Here is a 17,915-nt window from a genome sequence, read left to right on the forward strand (position 1 = left end):
CCCCTCGCCTATTGGCACGACGCGGACGCTACGGCGCAGCGTGATCGCCTTGCGCGCAGACCGCATGCCCGCCGGACCAGAAAATCGTCGTCACGCCGATGTCAAAGCGGGTGGCGCAGGCATTGCGCCTTGCCGGTTCGAGGCCGAAGCATCGAGATACGCGGCGATGGCCGTTGGTATCACGGCCATCGCCCTCGCCCACTCGGAGCACCAGCATGAATGCTCCCACGCAGACACGATCTGCTGCCCCATAGGATCCGCTGCTCCTCACCCCACGCGCGGATAGCGGATCGCCCCTCGGGTCACGCCTTCGCCGGCGATCCATCTGCATCTGCCAGAAGGTGATCGACCCGGCATCTCCCAAACGGGATATGCGCACGCTGCGACCCGCCATGGGACAACCGCATCCACAAGAAAGGGGCGCCCGGCCCGTGCCGAACGCCCCTTTCCAATCTTAACCGATACGCCGCGCTCAGGCCGCCTTCGCCTGCTCCTCTGCCGGCGCGAGGCGGATCAGATAATCGAAGGCGGAGAGCGCGGCGGTGGAACCTTGCCCCATCGCGATCACGATCTGCTTGTAGGGCACGGTGGTGCAATCGCCCGCCGCGAAAATGCCCTGCTGCGAGGTGTGCGCCCGCGCATCGATCTCGATCTCGCCGCGATTGCTCAGCGCCACCGCGTCGGTGAGGAATTCGGTGTTGGGCACCAGACCGATCTGGACGAAGATGCCTTCCAGTTCGACCAGATGCGATTCATCGCTGTTGCGGTCGCGATAGGTCAGGCCCACCACCTTTTCACCATCGCCATGCACCTGCGTTGTCAGGGCGGAGGTCACCACCGTCACATTCGGCAGGCTATGCAGCTTGCGCTGGAGCACGGCATCGGCGCGCAACTGGCTGTCGAACTCGACCAGCGTGACATGCTTGACGATGCCGGCGAGGTCGATCGCGGCCTCGACGCCGCTATTGCCGCCGCCGATCACCGCGACGCGCTTGCCCTTGAACAGCGGGCCATCGCAGTGCGGGCAATAAGCCACGCCCTTATTGCGATACTCGTCCTCGCCGGGCACGTTCATCGTGCGCCAGCGGGCACCGGTGGCGAGGATCACCGCCTTGGCCTTGAGGGTCGCGCCGCTCTCCAGCTGCACTTCGGCGAGGCCGCCCGGCGCCTTGGCCGGCACCAGCTTGCTGGCTTTCTGCAGGTTCATGATGTCGACATCATAATCCTTCACATGCTGCTCCAGCGCGGCAGCCAGCTTCGGCCCTTCGGTGTGCGGCACGGAGATGAAGTTCTCGATGCCCATGGTATCCAGCACCTGCCCGCCGAACCGCTCGGCAACGACGCCCGTGCGGATGCCCTTGCGCGCGGCATAGATGGCCGCGGCGGCACCGGCCGGCCCGCCACCGACCACGAGCACGTCGAACGGCTCCTTGGCGGCGATCTTCTCGGCCGCGCGGGCCACGGCGCCGGTATCCAGCTTGGCGAGGATCTGCTCGATATCCATGCGTCCGGAGGCGAACGGCTCGCCATTCAGATAGACGCTCGGCACCGCCATCACCTTGCGCTCATCGACTTCCGCCTTGAACAGCGCGCCATCGATGGAGACGTTGCGGATGCGCGGATTGAGCACGCTCATCAGGTTGAGCGCCTGCACCACGTCCGGGCAGTTCTGGCAGGAGAGCGAGAAATAGGTCTCGAACTGATAGTCGCCCTCCAGCGCCTTGACCTGCTCGATGACGTCATCGCTCACCTTGGGCGGGTGGCCACCGACCTGCAGCAGGGCCAGCACCAGCGAGGTGAACTCGTGCCCGAGCGGAATGCCGGCGAAACGCACGCCGATATCCGTGCCGACCCGGCGGATGAGGAAGCTTGGCTTGCGCGCGTCGCCTTCATCGGCCGCAATGGTCACAAGATCGCTCAGCCCGGCAATGTCTTCCAGGAGGCCCCGCAGCTCCGACGCCTTGGCGCTGTCGTCCAGCGACGGCACCAGCTCGATCGGCTGCTTGATGTTGGCCATATAGGCCTGCAACTGGCTCTTGATATTGGCTTCCAACATGGGATTTCCTTTGAATTTCTCCTGCTTTCAGCAGGGTAGGGTGGTGGCGATGCGCAGCACCGCGCAAAAGCGAAAGGTCGCAGCGTCGCCGTACCACCCTCTGCCCCTCCTCGCATGAAGAGGGGAGAGAACGACGGGATCGCCACGCGACCCCGTCGCGAAGCAGTCTTAGATCTTGCCGACGAGGTCGAGCGAAGGTGCGAGGGTCTTCTCGCCTTCTTCCCACTTGGCGGGGCAGACTTCGCCAGGGTGGCTCGCCCAATATTGCAGCGCCTTGATCTTGCGGAGCAGTTCGGCAGCGTTGCGGCCGACGCCTTCCGGCGTGATCTCGACCAGCTGGATCGTGCCTTCGGGGTCCACGACGAAGGTGCCACGGTCAGCAAGGCCGACGCCTTCGCGCAGGATCTCGAAATTGTTCGAGATGCTGTGGTTCTGGTCGCCCAGCATGTAGTAGCTGATCTTGCCGATGGCCGGCGACGTGTCGTGCCAGGCCTTGTGGCAGAAGTGCGTGTCGGTGGAGACCGAATAGACTTCCACGCCCATGCCCTGGAGCGTCGGGTAGATGTCTGCCAGATCCTCAAGCTCGGTCGGGCAAACGAAGGTGAAGTCAGCCGGGTAGAAGAAGAAGACGGCCCACTTGCCCTTCACGTCCGCCTCAGTCACGTCGACGAACTTGCCTTCCTTGAAGGCCGTGGCGGAAAACGGCTTGATCGGGGTGTTTACGAGACTCATGTCTGCTCCTCTTGGTGAATTGACGCCTTGCACATAGGCATCATTGTTGTTCAGGCAAAATTGATTAATCTCAACGCAAAGATCGATTTTGTCGATCTCTGCGCTGTCAATTGCGCGCCTGTCACACAGTTAGGGAAAAAAACATGTCGGCTAAAGGACAGGCGCGACCATCCAACGCACATCGCGCCCTGCCGGTCTTGAACCGGGCAGGGCGTCATGTGGCCAGAGCGGTGCCGCGCTCGCCTTTCGCGAAATCAATCCTTGGCGAGATGCTCGGCAAAGAAGGGCAGGACGAAGGCCCGGAAGCGCTCGCGCACGCGATTGCCATGGTCGCCCTCATAGACGGTATAGCTATGCGCAACCCCCATCCGGTCAAGCAGCTTGGCCATATCGCCATTATCCTTGATGAGGGTGTCCTTGTCCCCCACGTCAATCGCGATGGCCTTGAGGCTCTTGAGCGCCGGCAGATATTGCGGGGCCATGGCGAGCGGCGCATTGGCCGCCCATTGCGCGATGATCTGCGGTTGGACGACGCCCTTTTGCGTGCCAAGGTCGAGATAGAAGGGCGCCTTATCCGGCGCGGGCGACCAGGCCGAGGCTGCCGCGAAATCGGCCCGCACGCCAAAGTCGCCTTTGAGTGCTTCATCCATGCTCATCGCTTCGAGGCGTTGGCTGCGCTCTGCATCCACCGGCCGGGCGGAGAGGCAGCAGGCGCTCATCGCGTAGATGCTCGAAAACACGCCGGGATATTTCATGGCGATGCGCAGCGTTCCATAGCCGCCCATGGAGTGGCCGCTCAGGCCGCGGGACTCTTGCTTGGCCAGCGTGCGATAGTGCTTGTCCACATAGGCAACGAGATCCTGCGCAATGAAGCGCTCGAAATTGCCCGTGGTCGGTGAACTGGAATACATCGAGCCGCCATGGCGGGAGTTGGAATCCGGCACGACCAGAATCGCCTGGCGATTCTTGGCCTCGGCGGTGTTCAGCGCGTCGGCAAAGCCGATATATTTGTCATAGCCCTCGGCCGATCCCATGAAGCCGTGCAGGAAATAGACGACCGGATAGCGCTTGGTGCTCGTCGCATAATCCTCCGGGAGCAAGACGATCACGTCGCGGTCGGCGCTGTTTCCTTCCAGATTCCCTTCCACCGCCTGCGAGTGGACCTTGATATGCTCCACCTTCACCTCGGCCCGGCTGGCCGTCAGCGGGAGGATCATCAGGGACGCCGCCATCAGGCAGCGGGCAAACAGGGATTTGGGCGGCATCACTCTCTCCTCAACGCGCGACCCGCCCCTGCGGGCGGATCGTTAGACCATAGCGTTAGCAGGAGTTGCACGACCGCCGCCGACCGCGCAACCGTCTATGCGGTTGCGCGGTCGGTCTGATCAGCGTGCCTTGGCTTTCTCTTCGGCAAGCAGCGCCTTTGCCTGCTGGTTGAGATAAGCGCGGATGGCCTCGGCTTCCTCGGGCTTGAGATAGGCCGCAAAGCTCGCCATGCCATTCTGCGTCAGCGCACCGCCGATCACGACCTGCTGCCACAGATCCTTGTCGGCAATCATCGCCGAGCGCCGGAGGTTCGGGTTCACCGGCCCGCCATGGCATATCTGGCAGAACTGGAAGAAGCCCTTCTGGCCAGTCGCGATCTGCGCCGCCGTGAAGGTCTCGTTGCTCGGCGTCGGCTCCGGCTGCGGGATCGGCGTGTAGGGCGGCAGCTTGCCGCTGCCCTTGATCTTGAACGCCAGCACGAGGCCGTTGGGCATCTTGTTCTTCATGAACGGCGTGCCGCTTGCCATGCCCATCGAGCCGCCATAGCCGGCCATCACGGCAATATATTGCTCTCCATTGACACGATAGGTGATCGGCCCGGCCAGCACGCCGCGATGGGTCTGGAAGGACCATAGCTTCTTGCCATTGTCCGCGCTGAACGCCTCGAAGTCGCCATGCGGCGTGCCCTGGAAGACGAGGTTGCCGGCAGTCGCCAGCGTGCCGCCATTCCACGGCCAGTCGCGCTCGACCTCCCAGCGCGGCTTCTGCGTCACCGGATCATAAGCGACGAGCTTGCCCTTCACCATGGATTCGAGGGCCTTGCGGCGCCCTTCCACGGTATCGGGCAGACCCGGCATCGCGGGCGGATCAAGGAAGGACACAGCCGTATTCCAGCGCCCCTCATGGATCACGAACGGATCGGCATCGCCATAGACCAGCGGATGCTCCATCGCCGGAATGTAAACGAGGCCGGTCTTGGGCGAATAGCTCATCGGCATCCAGGCATGGGCGCCAATGCCCGAGGGAATAACCAGCGCCGGCCCATTGTCATAGCGCACGCCGGGCTTCTCGATCGGCCGCCCCGTCTTGAGGTCGATGCCTTCGGCCCAGTTCTGCCGCGCATAAGGCTTGGCGGAGATCAGCTTGCCGTTCGTCCGGTCGATCACATAGAAAAACGCGTTCTTCGGCGCCTGCATCAGCACCTTGCGGTCGCGCCCGTCGATCTTCAGGTCCGCGAGCATGATCTGCTGGGTGGCCGTGTAATCCCAGGTTTCGCCGGGATTGATCTGATAGTGCCATTTATAGGCGCCGGTATCCGGGTCGAGCGCGAGAATGGAGGAGAGGAAGAGATTGTCTCCCTTCCCTGCGCTGCGCCATTTGTGATTCCAGGGCGATCCATTGCCGACGCCGATGAGAAGCTGGTTCAGCTCCTGATCGTAGACCACGCTGTCCCACACGGTGCCGCCGCCGCCGAGCTTCCAGTAATTCTCGCCATACCAGGTCGGCCGGGCGAGCTTTTCGAGGATCGCATCGGACGCGGCACCATCGGGGCCGTCCTTCGGGTTGCCGGGCACCGTGTAGAAGCGCCAGACGAGCTTGCCGGTATTGGTATCGTAGGCCGACACATAGCCGCGCACGCCCAGTTCCGCGCCGCTATTGCCGATGATCACCTTGTCGCGCACCACGCGCGGGGCCATGGTGATGGTGTAGGGCTTCTTCTGATCGACCGTGATGGTCTCCCAGACCTTCTGGCCGGTCTTGGCGTCGATGGCGATCAGCCGACCGTCGATGGTGCCGACGAAGACGCGGCCCTTCCATACGGCGACACCACGATTGACGACGTCGCAACAGGCATGCGCGGCCTTGGAGCCTTCATTCTCCGGGTCGAACTGCCAGAGCTGCTTGCCGGTGGCGGCATCGATGGCGACGACCTTGGACCAGGCGGTAGAGGTGTACATCACGCCATCGACCACGATGGGCGTGCCCTCCTGCCCGCGGGCGGTGTCGAGTTCCAGCGCCCAGGCGAGGCTCAGCTCGCCGATATTGCCGTCATTGATCTGGGTGAGCCGCGAATAGCGCTGCTCATCATAGGTGCGGCCATAGGTAAGCCAGTTGTCGTCATCCTTGCCAGCCGCTTCGAGCCGCGCCTGATCGATGGCGGCGGGGCCGAGAGACGTTTCGCTCCCCTCAACGCCGCTGCACGCCGCCAGAAGCATCGTCAGCACCGCAATCGGCACAGGCCGGATCGACCGCAACACCATAATCCACTCTCCTCTTCGCGCGGCCCGCTCCGGCCCCGACTTTGTCCTGAAACAAAGATAAGAGGGGAATGCCCGGCAGGCAGTCCCCTCTTTCCCCCTTTTAGTCCGTCATTCTCAGAATTTGAACGACGCGCCGAGGTAGAAGCGGCGGCCATTCATATCATAGAAGTAGGCGTTGAACGGGCTGGCACCCACGCCATTCCCGAGCGGAGCCGCTGTATTATACTCGATCAGCGGCGGCGCCTTGTCGAACAGGTTGTCCACACCCCAACGCAGCGTCGCATCCCGTGTCACCGCGAACGAGCCGTTCAGGTTGAACAGATCGTAGGCCGGTGCGCCCACAAAGGTGGTGGCGTTGTTGGAAGTATAGGTGATCGACTTGGCGGCAGGCAGATGCTGCCACTGCACCCCAACCGTGACAGGCCCGACCGCATAGCTGAACGAGTTCAGCATCTTCCAACGGAAGGAACCAGGGTTGATGCCGTTCTCGGCAATGGCTGCGCTGCCCACCGGACCCAGCGTGCCGGCATATTCAACCAGCTGCCCGGCCGGTCCGGCCGAAGCCGGAAGGGGCGCAGATTTCATCGAGAGCAGATAGTTGAACACCGAGTTCACGCTGAACGTGCCCGGGCCCACCGGAACCGACCAGTCGAGTTGCACATCGATACCCGAGGTGCGGAAACGTCCGTTGTTCAGGTAGGTCACCTGCACATTGCCCAGCGCGCCATCGCCGGCCACGCGTCCAATGGCTTGGCAAGTCGCTGCTGCGGCAGCAGCGGCCGGATTGTTGCTGATCGCCGGATTGAACGCGGGGTCGAAACAACGGCGTTGTGCGGTGTCGAGCGTGAGGGGGCCGATGGCGTCGTCCACCTTGATATTATAATAATCGACCGTCAGCCGCAGGCGACGCAGCAACTCACTGGTCGCAGTGGATTTGAACACGGCGCCGAGAGTCCAGGTCTTGGCCTTTTCGGGCTGAATGCTCGGATTTCCAACGAGGGTCGGGAACGCAAAGGCCGGGCCCTGCGCATTGTAGAAGGCCGGGTCGGAGTAGAAGGTGTTTGCGGTCCCGGCGATCGTCTGGTCCATCAGGATGCGGCAGACCGCCAGCACATTGGCGGCGTTCGGATTGGTGGCCGTATTGGCGGACCAGCCCAAGGTGTTATTCAGGCGACAGACGTCACCGCCACCAGCCGCTGTGAAGGTCTGCTGGGGCGCCAAGAACAACTCGGCCACGTTCGGTGCCCGGATAGCCTTGTTGAACCCGCCACGGATGGTGAGAAAGTCGGCAACTTCCCAATCGGCCATCGCCTTCCAGGTGAAGGCATTGCCGGTCGTGTTGTAATGCGAGTTACGCGCACCCACGGTCACGTCCAGCTTGCGGATCAGCGGCAGATCGGAAAGCACCGGCACGAGCAACTCGCCGTAGAATTCATCCACGCGGATGAGCCCCTTTGAGTTGCCGCTCGGATAGATGCCGATCGCCTGATCCTGGAAGGACGTGCCCTGCGAGGTCAGCGTATCGTTCTCGAACTCATAGCGGTTCTGACGATGGCTCGCACCGACCGCCGCACGAACCTGACCGGCCGGCAGGTTGAACAGCCCGCCCTGCGCGTTCGCTTCAAACACGCTCTGCTGCATGACCGCGCGGTTCTTGAGGTCGGCACGGATGGCGTCGATACAATCCTGGGAGATCTGCGCGGCCTTGTTGAACGGATTGAAGCCGCTCGTGCAGGTGGCCGATGCCGCGCCGAAACCGCCAAAGGCTGCGTTCCCCTGTGAGCTGAATCCGGCGCCCCAGTTGGGCGATTGGATGACAGCCCGGAAGCGCGCGAGCGAGGCCGTGCCCGTAATCAGGGCATTGGTTTCGGACTCACCCTGGGACGCATAGGCTTCCCAGGTCCAGTCAGTGCCAGGCACCTTGCCTTCCAAACCGGCGACCAGATTGTAGGTGAACACATCTGTACGAGATTCGCGGTTGGCGTAATTAAGGTAGTAAGTGAGCTGCCATGGCGCAGTCGGATTACCGCGCGAAGCCAGCACCTGCGCCAACTCGGTTGGGATTGCTCGCCCATCGACGGGAATGAGCGCGGACCATCCGTTCACGGATGGCGAGGGCTGCTGGACCGTGCGGGTCTGAACACGCGTGAACGTGCCTTGCGCGAAGGCGCCGATCCAGTCGTTGATCTCGTAATTGCCGCGCGCATAGAGGTTGTAACGGTTGAGCGGCAGAACCAGCAGCTCGTCCTGGAAATTCTGCCCGAGCGTTCCGTCGCCCTGACGCTTCCATTTCAGGCCGGTCAGATCACCCTTGAAGCGCGAAACGCCCCCGGGAGGGCTCTGGAAGAAGCCGGTGAAAGCCGTGCCATCGTCGTTGAAGTAAAGCCGGCTGCCGGCCGCAACGCGCGCGGCGCCGCCCGCAGTCGTTCCGAACAGGTTGTTCAGCGCAGCCTGACTGGGATTGTTACCGCCGACCGGCTGATAGCCCGAGAAATCGGGGAAGAACTCGGTGCCGGTGAAGCGGGGGTCCTGCCACGCGCTGCGGAACCAGGGCCGGTCGCGGCGCAGGGCGCTTTCGCGATCGTTCATGGACAGGCCAATCGTGATGTTGCCTCGGCCATCGTCGAAGTTCGCGCCCATGATCCCGCTGATGGAAAACTCACGACCGTCGCCCCGCTGGGAGATGCCCATCTGGGTATCGAACTGAAGACCCTGGAAGTTCTTCTTCAGGATGAAGTTGACCACGCCGGCCACGGCGTCCGCGCCGTAGGTCGCCGAGGCACCGCCAGTGATGATCTCGACCCGCTCGATAGCCGCTGCCGGAATCGTGTTGATGTCGACAACGCCAAGCCCATTGGCCGGTGTTGCCCGGCGCCCATCGACCAGCACCAGAGAGCGGTTGGTGCCGAGGCCGCGCAGCGAAACCGTCGCAGCGCCGGGCGTGCTGGTAGCGGTCGGCTGAATGTCGCTCGCAATGGCGGGGGTTTGGACCGGCGTGAAGCCGGGAAGCTTGTTCAGGTTGGTCTCAAGCGCGGCGGTCGAGCTGTTCTGGAGCAGTTCCTGCCCCGCTGTGACGATCGGGCTGCTGGCTTCATAGTCGCGTCGAACGATGCGCGAGCCGGTGACCACGATGGATTGCTCGTCAGCGCCATCGGTCTGCTGCGCGATCGCGCCCGATGGCATGGACAGAACCGTCAGTGCCGTCGTGCACACCAATGCCGCGCGCACGCAAAACGAGTCCATTTTTACAGACATAGTTTCCTCTCCCTTTTCTCAGCCGCCTCCCGACGACTGCACTCCCGCCCACTTTTCGGAGCCCGATTCTGGGTCGTCAGGTCACTGACGCACCCCTTGTCGGCGCACTCTCGTAGTAAGCTAACTAATAGGCTAGGCGACGATCCGGGACAAACTCAAGCGGATAATATCATCGATAACGCAATCGAACCGACTGTTGCCAATTAGGCACAATTTTCAGAATTCCTATTTCTGCTCTAAAAACAGCACTTTGCATATATTTCCAGTCCAAAAATCACCGATAAACAAGGGGATGCCGCCGGCCAATAAGTGGATGAAGTCAATTTTCGCAAAAACGCTTTCGGCAGTGCTGTCGGATTTCATGCAAATTCCGGCCTGCGATCCCGCGCAGACTCCGTCGCGCGCCGCACGCGTTCGCCAAGGCTTGTGGCCTCGGCCAGCAGAGCTTAGATTGTGAGCATGGCCACCGCTGACCATCATATTCACAACCATGCCGAGCCGACGGGCATCAAGCTCTCTGCTGCGGCCCGCGCCACGCTCGAAGCCAAGGGTGAGCAGTGGACGGACATGCGCAGCGACATTTTCGATGTGCTCGCGGCCGAGGAAAAGCCGGCCTCTGCCTATGATATCGCAGACAAGGTCTCGCAAAAGCGTGGCAAGCGCGTCGCGCCCAACAGCATCTACCGCATCCTCGACCTGTTCGTGGCGACCAACCTCGCCCAGCGCGTGGAAAGCGCCAATGCCTATATCGCCAACGCTCATCCCGGCTGCCTGCACGACTGCATCTTCCTGGTCTGCAAGGCCTGCGGCGAGGCCACGCATATCGACAATGACAGGCTGACCAGCGAAGTCCGCCGCATCGCCGGAGAAGACGGATTCGCGACCGAACGTCCCGTCATCGAAGTGCTGGGCACCTGCGCCAAATGCGCCTGACCTGAGGCGCTCATAGGCACTGCGACATAGCGCCCTGCCCCTTAGACCAGTTGCCGCGATATGCGATGAGCGTATCATCACAGGTTGGATGACCGTTCGACAATGGCCGGTTAACGCACTAGATAAGAGCCGATGATGGACCAGCCCGAGACGCCCCTGCTCGATCAGGTGCGCACCCCCGCCGATCTTCGCAAGCTCGCCCCCGAACAACTGCGGCAGTTGGCCGATGAGTTGCGCGCAGAAACGATTTCCGCTGTCGGCACGACCGGCGGCCATCTGGGCTCCGGCCTTGGCGTCGTCGAGCTGACGACTGCCATCCATTATGTGTTCAACACGCCCGACGACAAGCTGGTCTGGGATGTCGGACATCAATGCTATCCGCACAAGATTCTGACCGACCGGCGCGACCGCATCCGCACGCTGCGCCAAGGCGGCGGCTTGTCCGGCTTCACCAAGCGCGCTGAGAGCGAATATGATCCGTTCGGGGCGGCGCACAGCTCCACCTCGATCAGCGCCGCGCTTGGCTTTGCCATCGCCAACAAGCTGAGCGGCCAGCCCGGCAAGGGCATCGCCGTCATCGGGGATGGCGCCATGTCGGCCGGCATGGCCTATGAGGCGATGAACAATGCGCGCGAGGCCGGCAACCGGCTCGTCGTCATTCTCAACGATAATGACATGTCCATCGCGCCGCCGGTGGGCGGCCTCTCGGCCTATCTGGCGCGGATCGTCTCCAGCCGCGAGTTCCTCTCGGTGCGCGAAGCGCTGCGCAAGCTGGCGCGCAAGCTGCCCCGCCCGCTCCATCAGGCCGCCCGCAAGACGGACGAGTTCGCCCGGGGCATGGCCATGGGCGGCACGCTCTTCGAGGAACTGGGCTTCTATTATGTCGGCCCCATCGACGGCCACAATCTCGACCAGTTGATCCCTGTGCTGGAGAATGTGCGCGACATGGCGGACGGGCCGGTGCTCGTCCATGTCGTCACGCAAAAGGGCAAGGGCTACGGCCCTGCCGAGGCGGCGGCCGACAAATATCACGGCGTGCAGAAATTCAACGTCGTGACCGGCGAGCAGGCCAAAGCCCCCGCCGGCCCGCCGAGCTACACCAATGTCTTCGCGCAGGCCCTGCTGGCCGAGGCGGAGCGCGACGAAAAGATCATTGCGATCACCGCGGCCATGCCGTCCGGCACCGGGCTCGACAAGTTCCAGAAGACCTTCCCGAACCGCTGCTTCGACGTCGGCATTGCCGAGCAGCATGCCGTGACCTTTGCCGCCGGCCTCGCCGCGCAGGGGATGCGCCCGTTCGCGGCGATCTACTCGACCTTCCTGCAGCGCGCCTATGATCAGGTCGTGCATGATGTCGCGATCCAGAACCTGCCGGTCCGCTTCGCGATCGACCGCGCCGGGCTGGTCGGCGCCGATGGCAGCACTCATGCCGGCAGCTTCGACATCACCTATCTCGCCACCCTGCCCAACATGGTGGTGATGGCCGCTGCCGACGAGGCCGAGCTGGTCCACATGGTCCACACCGCCGCCTGCCATGACAGCAGCCCGATCGCGCTGCGTTACCCGCGCGGCAATGGCGTCGGCGTTCCCCTGCCCGCCAAGCCGGAGCGGCTGGAGATCGGCAAGGGTCGCATCGTGCGCGAAGGCAAGCGCGTCGCCATCCTGTCGCTCGGCACGCGGCTCGAGGAAGCGCTCAAGGCCGCCGACGCGCTGGATGCGCGCGGACTTTCCACCACCGTCGCCGATCTGCGTTTCGCCAAGCCGCTGGATGAAGCGCTGATCCGCAAGCTGCTCACCACCCATGATGTGGCGGTGACGGTCGAGGAAGGCAGCATCGGCGGCTTCGGCGCGCATGTGCTCACGCTCGCAAGCGACGAGGGCCTCATCGACGCCGGCCTCAAGCTGCGCACCCTGCGCCTGCCGGACGTGTTCCAGGATCAGGACAAGCCGGAAAAGCAGTATGACGACGCCCGGCTGAATGCGCCGCATATCGTCGAGACCGTGCTGACGGCGCTGCGCCATAACAGCACCGGCATCGAGGAGACCGGAGCGCGGGCGTGACCGCCGGCACCGTCCGCACCGGCATCGGCGGCTGGACCTATGAGCCGTGGCGCGGCACCTTCTACCCAGCCGATCTGCCCAAGGCGAAGGAACTGGATTACGCCGTCAACCATCTCGCGACGATCGAGATCAACGGCACCTTCTACCGCACCCAGTCGGCGGCGATCTTTGCCAAATGGCGCGACGCGGCGCCGGACGGGTTCGTCTATGCGGTCAAGGCGCTGCAATATTGCGTGGCGAAGAAGAAGCTCGCCGAGGCTGGCGAATCGATCGGCAAATTCCTGAACTCGGGCGTCTCCGAGTTGGGCGACAAGCTGGGGCCAATCCTCTGGCAGTTCCGCCCGACCCGTCAGTTCGATGCCGACGACATGGCCGCCTTTTTCGCCATGCTACCGGACGAGATCGATGGCGTTCGCACCCGCCACGCCGTCGAGGTGCGTCATCAAAGCTTTGCGTGTCCCGAGTTCGTCGCCCTCGCCCGGCAACATGGCGTCGCCATCGTGATCGCCGATCATGACGAGCACCCGCAGGTCGCCGATCTGACCGCCGATTTTGTCTATGCGCGTCTGATGAAGAGTGATGAACAGGTCGAGACCGGCTACGCAGCCGCCGATCTCGATCAATGGGCTGCGATTGCCCAATCATGGGCGGCCGGAAAGGCGCCGGAAGCACTGACCTATATCACGCCAGACAAAGGGCCCGCGCAGCCCCGCGATGTCTTCGCCTACTTCATTTCCGGTGCGAAAGTGCGCAATCCCGCAGCGGCCATGGCACTCGCCGAGCGCCTGACCGCGCGGGACTGATCCGACAGATCAGACCGGCATCTGCGCGTGATCGCCGGCTTCCTGCGGATCGATGCGGCTGCCGGTCAGCAGCTTGAGACGGCCCTTGATGCCAAGATCGGCCGTCCAGATCTCAATGTCGCCAAGGTCCATCCGCAGCACCAGCAGCTTGGGGTCATCGCGCCCGTCGAACCACGCTTCGACAGGATTGCTCCAAAAGCGGTCGATCAGCCCCTCATCGGTTTCCTCGACAAGCTCACCTGAAACGCAGGCGAACACATCATGTCCCTTGGACATGAACTGCGCCATGGCCGGCCCGCCGGACGCAAGGCGATTGTCGCGCTCGGTAAAGAACCAGACCGCACCGCCATAAGCCGGGCCGAGATCCTTATCCAGGCAGGCATGCATGGGCAGCGCGTGCTCGTCGCTGCCATTGCGGCGGACCATCAGCACAGGGCTGGCGGCCAGCGCCTTCCAGAAATCATCCTTGATATCGTGAGACATGAGTGACTCTCCTTTCCTCCGCTCAACGAGCCGCTGAGGGGAAAGGTTGCAGCGCTGCCCTTCGGGGCGGCGCCGTCACTCATGCTGATAAGCTGCGCCTTATTGCGCGGACGCAACCACGCGCGCGAACTGGCCGTCACCCTCGGGCGCGGCAATGATGTCCTGCGTCACACGGCCCTTTTCGAGCACTTCCGTCTTCGGGTCGCCAACGACCGAGCGGATGCCGACCTCGGCCAGCGAACGGCCGGCTTCGCGCAGCGCGGAGGTCTCAGCACCGCTGCGCGCAGCGGTGCCGCCGAACATCGCCTCGAGCGCCTGCTGGTTGAGATTCTGCTGACTGGCTGCCGTGCCGGGGGCCGGGGGCGACAACGAGAAGTCCGGCGGAATGACCAGCGGAGGCTGGCGCGAAACCGCCATTTCGTCCGGCCGGTCACGGTTGAACAGGCTCGTGCCTCCGCAGGCGGACAGCAGGGACAGGCCGGCGAGCACAACCGGAAGACGATAAGACAGACGCATGTTAACGGGACTCCTTCGCTGCGGTCTTTTCGCGCAGCAGCAGCGCGCGTGCAAGCAGGATGACGACGCCGATACTGATTGCGGCATCGGCAAGGTTGAAAATGAGGAACGGCCGCCACTCGCCAATGTGGAAATCGGCATAGTCGATGACATAGCCCAGGCGCACCCGGTCGATGATGTTGCCGATGGCACCGCCCAGCACGAGGCCGAGCGCCAGCGCATCGTCGCGCTCCTTCTCACGCCAGATCCACCAGAGCACGAAGGCGGAGACGGCCATGGTCATGGCGACCAGCGCCCAGCGCATCACATCCGTCTCGGCATGGAAGAAGCCCATCGAGATGCCGCGATTCTCGGCATAGGTCAGCTTGAAGAACGGGATCAGCTCGATGCCGACAAGGCCGCGCTCGTGCAGCTCCAGCACCTGCGTGACGAAATATTTGACGAGCTGGTCAAGCGCAGTCACGCCGAGCGCAAGCCCCACCGCCGCCTTGCGCCAAGCCCCGGCAAGCGCCGCGCTCATGCCAGCACCTCCGCGCAACGCCCGCACAGGTCGCCATCCGCGTCCACCTCCGGCAAATGGCGCCAGCAGCGGCCGCATTTGTGCTTGTCCGTCGCCGTGATCGCCGGGGCAGCCAGATCGGCATCCTGCGTCACGCTGGCCACGATGCACATCTCCGCAAAATCCACGTCCTCGGGCACATCGGCCATCCGCACATCCGCCGCGAGGCTGGAGCGCACGACCTTCTCGCGCCGGAGCGGTTCAATGGCTTCGTTCACCTGATCGCGCGATGAACGGATTGCCGCCCAGCGCACGCCGAGCGACGGATCGCGCCACAGCCGGTCCACCTCGGGCCATTCGAGCAGATGCACCGAGCCATCCTCGCTCGGATAGCGCGCCTGCCAGACTTCCTCCGCGGTGAAGGGGATGATCGGCGCGGCATAGCGCACCAGTGCGTGGAAGAGATGGTCCAGCACCGTGCGATAAGCGCGGCGCTTGTCCGTCTCCGCGCCCGTCGCCGGGTTCACATCGCAATAGAGGCAATCCTTGCGGATATCGAAGAAGAAGGCCGAGAGATCGTTGTTGGCGAAGTCGTTGAGTGCGCGGGTATAGCGGCCGAACTCCAGCCAGATGTCCCGCTCCTCGCCCTTGTCGACCACCGCGCGCAGCTCCGCATCCAGCTCGGCGAGGCGATGGAGCATGTAGCGCTCCAGCTCCGGCATGGCAGACGTCGCCACCCGATCCGCCTTTTCGAACCCAGCCAGCGCGCCCAGCAGATAGCGGAAGGTGTTGCGCAGCTTGCGATAGGCATCGGATGCACCAGCCAGCACTTCCTTGCCGATACGCACATCGTCGAAATAATCGGTGGAGGCCGCCCACATGCGCAAGATGTCCGCGCCGCTTTCGTCCATCACCTTGAGCGGGTCGACCGTGTTGCCCAGGCTCTTGGACATCTTGCGCCCCTGTCCGTCCAGCGCGAAGCCATGGGTGAGCACCGCGCCATAAGGCGCATGGCCGCGCGTACCGCAGCTTTCCAGCAGCGAGGACTGGAACCAGCCGCGATGCTGGTCCGAGCCTTCGAGATACAGGTCGGCGCGGGCACCCTCGCCATAGCGCGCCTCGACCACGAAGGCGTGAGTCGAGCCGCTGTCGAACCACACGTCGAGAATGTCGTTGACGACCTCATAGTCGGCCAGCGCATAGTCCGGCCCGAGCAGCGCCTGATGATCCGCGCCGAACCAGGCATCCGCCCCGCCCTGCTTGAACGCCTCGACGATGCGGGCGTTGACGGCGGGATCGTTGAGATACTGGCCGGTCTGGCGGCTCACATAGAGCGCAATGGGCACGCCCCAGGCGCGCTGGCGCGAGATCACCCAGTCCGGGCGGTCGCTGACCATGGCGTGGATGCGGTTGCGTGAGCGGGCCGGCACCCAGCGCGTCGCCTCGATGGCATCGAGCGCAACTTCGCGCAGCGTCGGGCCGTTGCTGAGCGGCGCAGCGGCGTTGACGCCCAGCGCGATGCCCGCACCAATGCCAGCGAGCGGCGCGATCTCGACGTCGGACGTTGTGCTCGCCTTGTCCATCGGAATGAACCACTGCGGCGTGCAGCGATAGATGATCCGCGCCTTGGAGCGCCAGCTATGCGGGTAGCTATGCTGGAAATCACCGGCGGACAGCAGCGCCCCGGCCGCGCGCAGGTCGGTCAGGATCGGGCCATCGGGACCGTTGAACTTGGTGTTGATGACACTGCCCTGCCCACCGAGCCACGCCCAGTCGTCACGGTAGCGGCCATCATCGGTGACGGCGAACACAGGATCGATGCCGACTGCTTTGCAGGCGATGAAGTCTTCCTCGCCATGATCCGGCGCCATGTGGACGAGGCCAGTGCCGGCATCGGTGGTGACATGATCGGCCGCGATAAACGGGCGAGGGGTCGCGAAGAACCCGCCGAGATGATGCATTGGGTGACGGGCGATCGCGCCGGCGAGCTGCTTCCCGCTGTACTTGCGGGGACTGCGAGGTTCAATCGCAACTTTACTACCGGCAACCCGCCCCGGAAGATCAAACAATATCTGATTCAGCAGACGTCCGATGACAGCGTCCGCCAGGTGTGAAGCCACCAAGATGGGCATTTCGTTTAGTGGGTGATCGTAATGAATGCGCTCTGATGTCTCAGGGTTGACGTCATTAACGACCTCTACCTTCAAATAGAGCAGATCGTACTCAATATCCTCCCCATAAGCGATTGCCTGGTTCACAGGGATCGTCCACGGGGTCGTCGTCCAGATCACCGCATAGGCGCCGACCAGCTCTGGCGCATTCGGCGCCTCGACAATCTCGAACGCCAGATCGATCTGCGTCGAGGTGACATCCTCATATTCCACCTCGGCCTCGGCCAGCGCGGTCTTTTCGACCGGGGACCACATCACCGGCTTGGCGCCGCGATAGAGCTGGCCGCTCTCGGCGAACTTTAAAAGCTCGCCGACAATCGCTGCCTCGGCCTCGAACTTCATAGTGAGATAGGGGTCTTCCCAATCGCCCAGGATGCCGAGGCGCTTGAACTGCTCCTTCTGGACGCCCACCCACTTGTCCGCATAAGCGCGGCACTGGGCGCGGAATTCCTGCGGGGGAACCTCGTCCTTGTTCAGCTTCTTCTTGCGATATTCCTCCTCGATCTTCCACTCGATGGGGAGACCGTGGCAATCCCAGCCGGGCACATAGGGCGCATCCTTGCCGAGCAGGCTCTGGCTGCGCACGATGATGTCCTTCAACACCTTGTTCATCGCATGGCCCATGTGAATGTCGCCATTCGCATAAGGCGGGCCATCATGGAGGATGAAGCGGGTGCGGCCCTTCCGCTCCGCGCGCAGCTTACCGTAGAGATCCTGCGCCTGCCAGCGCGCGAGAATACCCGGCTCCTTCTGGGCGAGACCGGCCTTCATCGGGAAGTCGGTCTGCGGCAGGAAGACGGTGCTCTTGAAGTCTTCGCTCTTCTGGCTTGGCTGGTCGGTCATGGGCTTCCGGCAATCGCTATGGCGTCCGCATCGGGC

At 63.3% G+C, this 17,915-nt stretch carries 13 protein-coding genes; 3 read left to right on the top strand and 10 right to left on the bottom strand.

What is annotated here, in order from left to right; translation table 11 throughout:
- Positions 1-28: 28 nt before the first annotated feature.
- The 6 genes from M2342_RS14725 to M2342_RS14750 form a co-directional block, all read right to left on the bottom strand.
- Entirely contained in the window at positions 29-217 is a 189-nt protein-coding gene (locus M2342_RS14725; protein ID WP_264579633.1) for a hypothetical protein, read from the bottom strand.
- Between the two features lie 255 nt (positions 218-472).
- Positions 473-2,056, bottom strand: coding sequence for an alkyl hydroperoxide reductase subunit F (gene ahpF, locus M2342_RS14730; protein ID WP_264579634.1), 1,584 nt, complete (start codon positions 2,054-2,056; stop codon positions 473-475).
- Between the two features lie 168 nt (positions 2,057-2,224).
- Complete coding sequence (ahpC, locus tag M2342_RS14735) at positions 2,225-2,788, bottom strand: alkyl hydroperoxide reductase subunit C (RefSeq protein ID WP_181560465.1); 564 nt, start codon at positions 2,786-2,788, stop codon at positions 2,225-2,227.
- A 254-nt stretch (positions 2,789-3,042) separates the two neighbouring features.
- Positions 3,043-4,053: an alpha/beta hydrolase gene (locus M2342_RS14740; RefSeq protein WP_264579635.1), complete on the bottom strand. Its 1,011-nt coding sequence runs from the start codon at positions 4,051-4,053 to the stop codon at positions 3,043-3,045.
- Between the two features lie 120 nt (positions 4,054-4,173).
- On the bottom strand, positions 4,174-6,315 hold the full coding sequence (locus tag M2342_RS14745) for a PQQ-dependent dehydrogenase, methanol/ethanol family (RefSeq protein ID WP_264579636.1): 2,142 nt from the start codon (positions 6,313-6,315) through the stop codon (positions 4,174-4,176).
- A 114-nt stretch (positions 6,316-6,429) separates the two neighbouring features.
- The gene (locus M2342_RS14750; RefSeq protein ID WP_264579637.1) at positions 6,430-9,570 is read right to left on the bottom strand and encodes a TonB-dependent receptor plug domain-containing protein; all 3,141 of its coding nucleotides are present in this window, start codon (positions 9,568-9,570) and stop codon (positions 6,430-6,432) included.
- Between the two features lie 459 nt (positions 9,571-10,029).
- On the opposite strand from M2342_RS14750, the gene M2342_RS14755 reads away from it, so the two are divergent.
- The 3 genes from M2342_RS14755 to M2342_RS14765 all read left to right on the top strand — a co-directional run bounded on the left by M2342_RS14755 (position 10,030) and on the right by M2342_RS14765 (position 13,367).
- Entirely contained in the window at positions 10,030-10,503 is a 474-nt protein-coding gene (locus M2342_RS14755; RefSeq protein ID WP_264571155.1) for a Fur family transcriptional regulator, read from the top strand.
- A 132-nt stretch (positions 10,504-10,635) separates the two neighbouring features.
- Positions 10,636-12,564: a 1-deoxy-D-xylulose-5-phosphate synthase gene (gene dxs, locus M2342_RS14760; RefSeq protein WP_264579638.1), complete on the top strand. Its 1,929-nt coding sequence runs from the start codon at positions 10,636-10,638 to the stop codon at positions 12,562-12,564.
- On the top strand, positions 12,561-13,367 hold the full coding sequence (locus M2342_RS14765) for a DUF72 domain-containing protein (protein ID WP_264579639.1): 807 nt from the start codon (positions 12,561-12,563) through the stop codon (positions 13,365-13,367). The genes dxs and M2342_RS14765 overlap by 4 nt, the downstream gene beginning before the upstream one ends.
- A gap of 9 nt (positions 13,368-13,376) precedes the next feature.
- Here the strand turns inward: M2342_RS14765 and M2342_RS14770 are convergent, their stop codons facing one another.
- The 4 genes from M2342_RS14770 to M2342_RS14785 all read right to left on the bottom strand — a co-directional run bounded on the left by M2342_RS14770 (position 13,377) and on the right by M2342_RS14785 (position 17,879).
- Entirely contained in the window at positions 13,377-13,850 is a 474-nt protein-coding gene (locus M2342_RS14770) for a pyridoxamine 5'-phosphate oxidase family protein (RefSeq protein WP_181560471.1), read from the bottom strand.
- A gap of 99 nt (positions 13,851-13,949) precedes the next feature.
- Positions 13,950-14,366 (bottom strand): DUF3035 domain-containing protein, encoded by a 417-nt coding sequence (locus tag M2342_RS14775; RefSeq protein WP_264579640.1) that lies wholly within the window; start codon positions 14,364-14,366, stop codon positions 13,950-13,952.
- A gap of 1 nt (position 14,367) precedes the next feature.
- Positions 14,368-14,886, bottom strand: coding sequence for a signal peptidase II (gene lspA / locus M2342_RS14780; RefSeq protein ID WP_264579641.1), 519 nt, complete (start codon positions 14,884-14,886; stop codon positions 14,368-14,370).
- On the bottom strand, positions 14,883-17,879 hold the full coding sequence (locus M2342_RS14785; protein ID WP_264579642.1) for an isoleucine--tRNA ligase: 2,997 nt from the start codon (positions 17,877-17,879) through the stop codon (positions 14,883-14,885). Before M2342_RS14785 ends, lspA begins: the two co-directional genes overlap by 4 nt.
- Positions 17,880-17,915 lie beyond the last annotated feature (36 nt).

The sequence above is a fragment of the Sphingobium sp. B8D3A genome, from assembly GCF_025961995.1.
GTDB lineage: Bacteria > Pseudomonadota > Alphaproteobacteria > Sphingomonadales > Sphingomonadaceae > Sphingobium.

Bases quoted from the DNA above. Each gene is read 5' to 3' on its own strand.
- M2342_RS14725 (WP_264579633.1), bottom strand. From the start codon at position 217: ATGCTGGTGCTCCGAGTGGGCGAGGGCGATGGCCGTGATACCAACGGC.
- ahpF (WP_264579634.1), bottom strand. From the start codon at position 2,056: ATGTTGGAAGCCAATATCAAGAGCCAGTTGCAGGCCTATATGGCCAAC.
- ahpC (WP_181560465.1), bottom strand. From the start codon at position 2,788: ATGAGTCTCGTAAACACCCCGATCAAGCCGTTTTCCGCCACGGCCTTC.
- M2342_RS14740 (WP_264579635.1), bottom strand. From the start codon at position 4,053: ATGCCGCCCAAATCCCTGTTTGCCCGCTGCCTGATGGCGGCGTCCCTG.
- M2342_RS14745 (WP_264579636.1), bottom strand. From the start codon at position 6,315: ATGGTGTTGCGGTCGATCCGGCCTGTGCCGATTGCGGTGCTGACGATG.
- M2342_RS14750 (WP_264579637.1), bottom strand. From the start codon at position 9,570: ATGTCTGTAAAAATGGACTCGTTTTGCGTGCGCGCGGCATTGGTGTGC.
- M2342_RS14755 (WP_264571155.1), top strand. From the start codon at position 10,030: ATGGCCACCGCTGACCATCATATTCACAACCATGCCGAGCCGACGGGC.
- dxs (WP_264579638.1), top strand. From the start codon at position 10,636: ATGATGGACCAGCCCGAGACGCCCCTGCTCGATCAGGTGCGCACCCCC.
- M2342_RS14770 (WP_181560471.1), bottom strand. From the start codon at position 13,850: ATGTCTCACGATATCAAGGATGATTTCTGGAAGGCGCTGGCCGCCAGC.
- M2342_RS14775 (WP_264579640.1), bottom strand. From the start codon at position 14,366: ATGCGTCTGTCTTATCGTCTTCCGGTTGTGCTCGCCGGCCTGTCCCTG.
- lspA (WP_264579641.1), bottom strand. From the start codon at position 14,886: ATGAGCGCGGCGCTTGCCGGGGCTTGGCGCAAGGCGGCGGTGGGGCTT.
- M2342_RS14785 (WP_264579642.1), bottom strand. From the start codon at position 17,879: ATGACCGACCAGCCAAGCCAGAAGAGCGAAGACTTCAAGAGCACCGTC.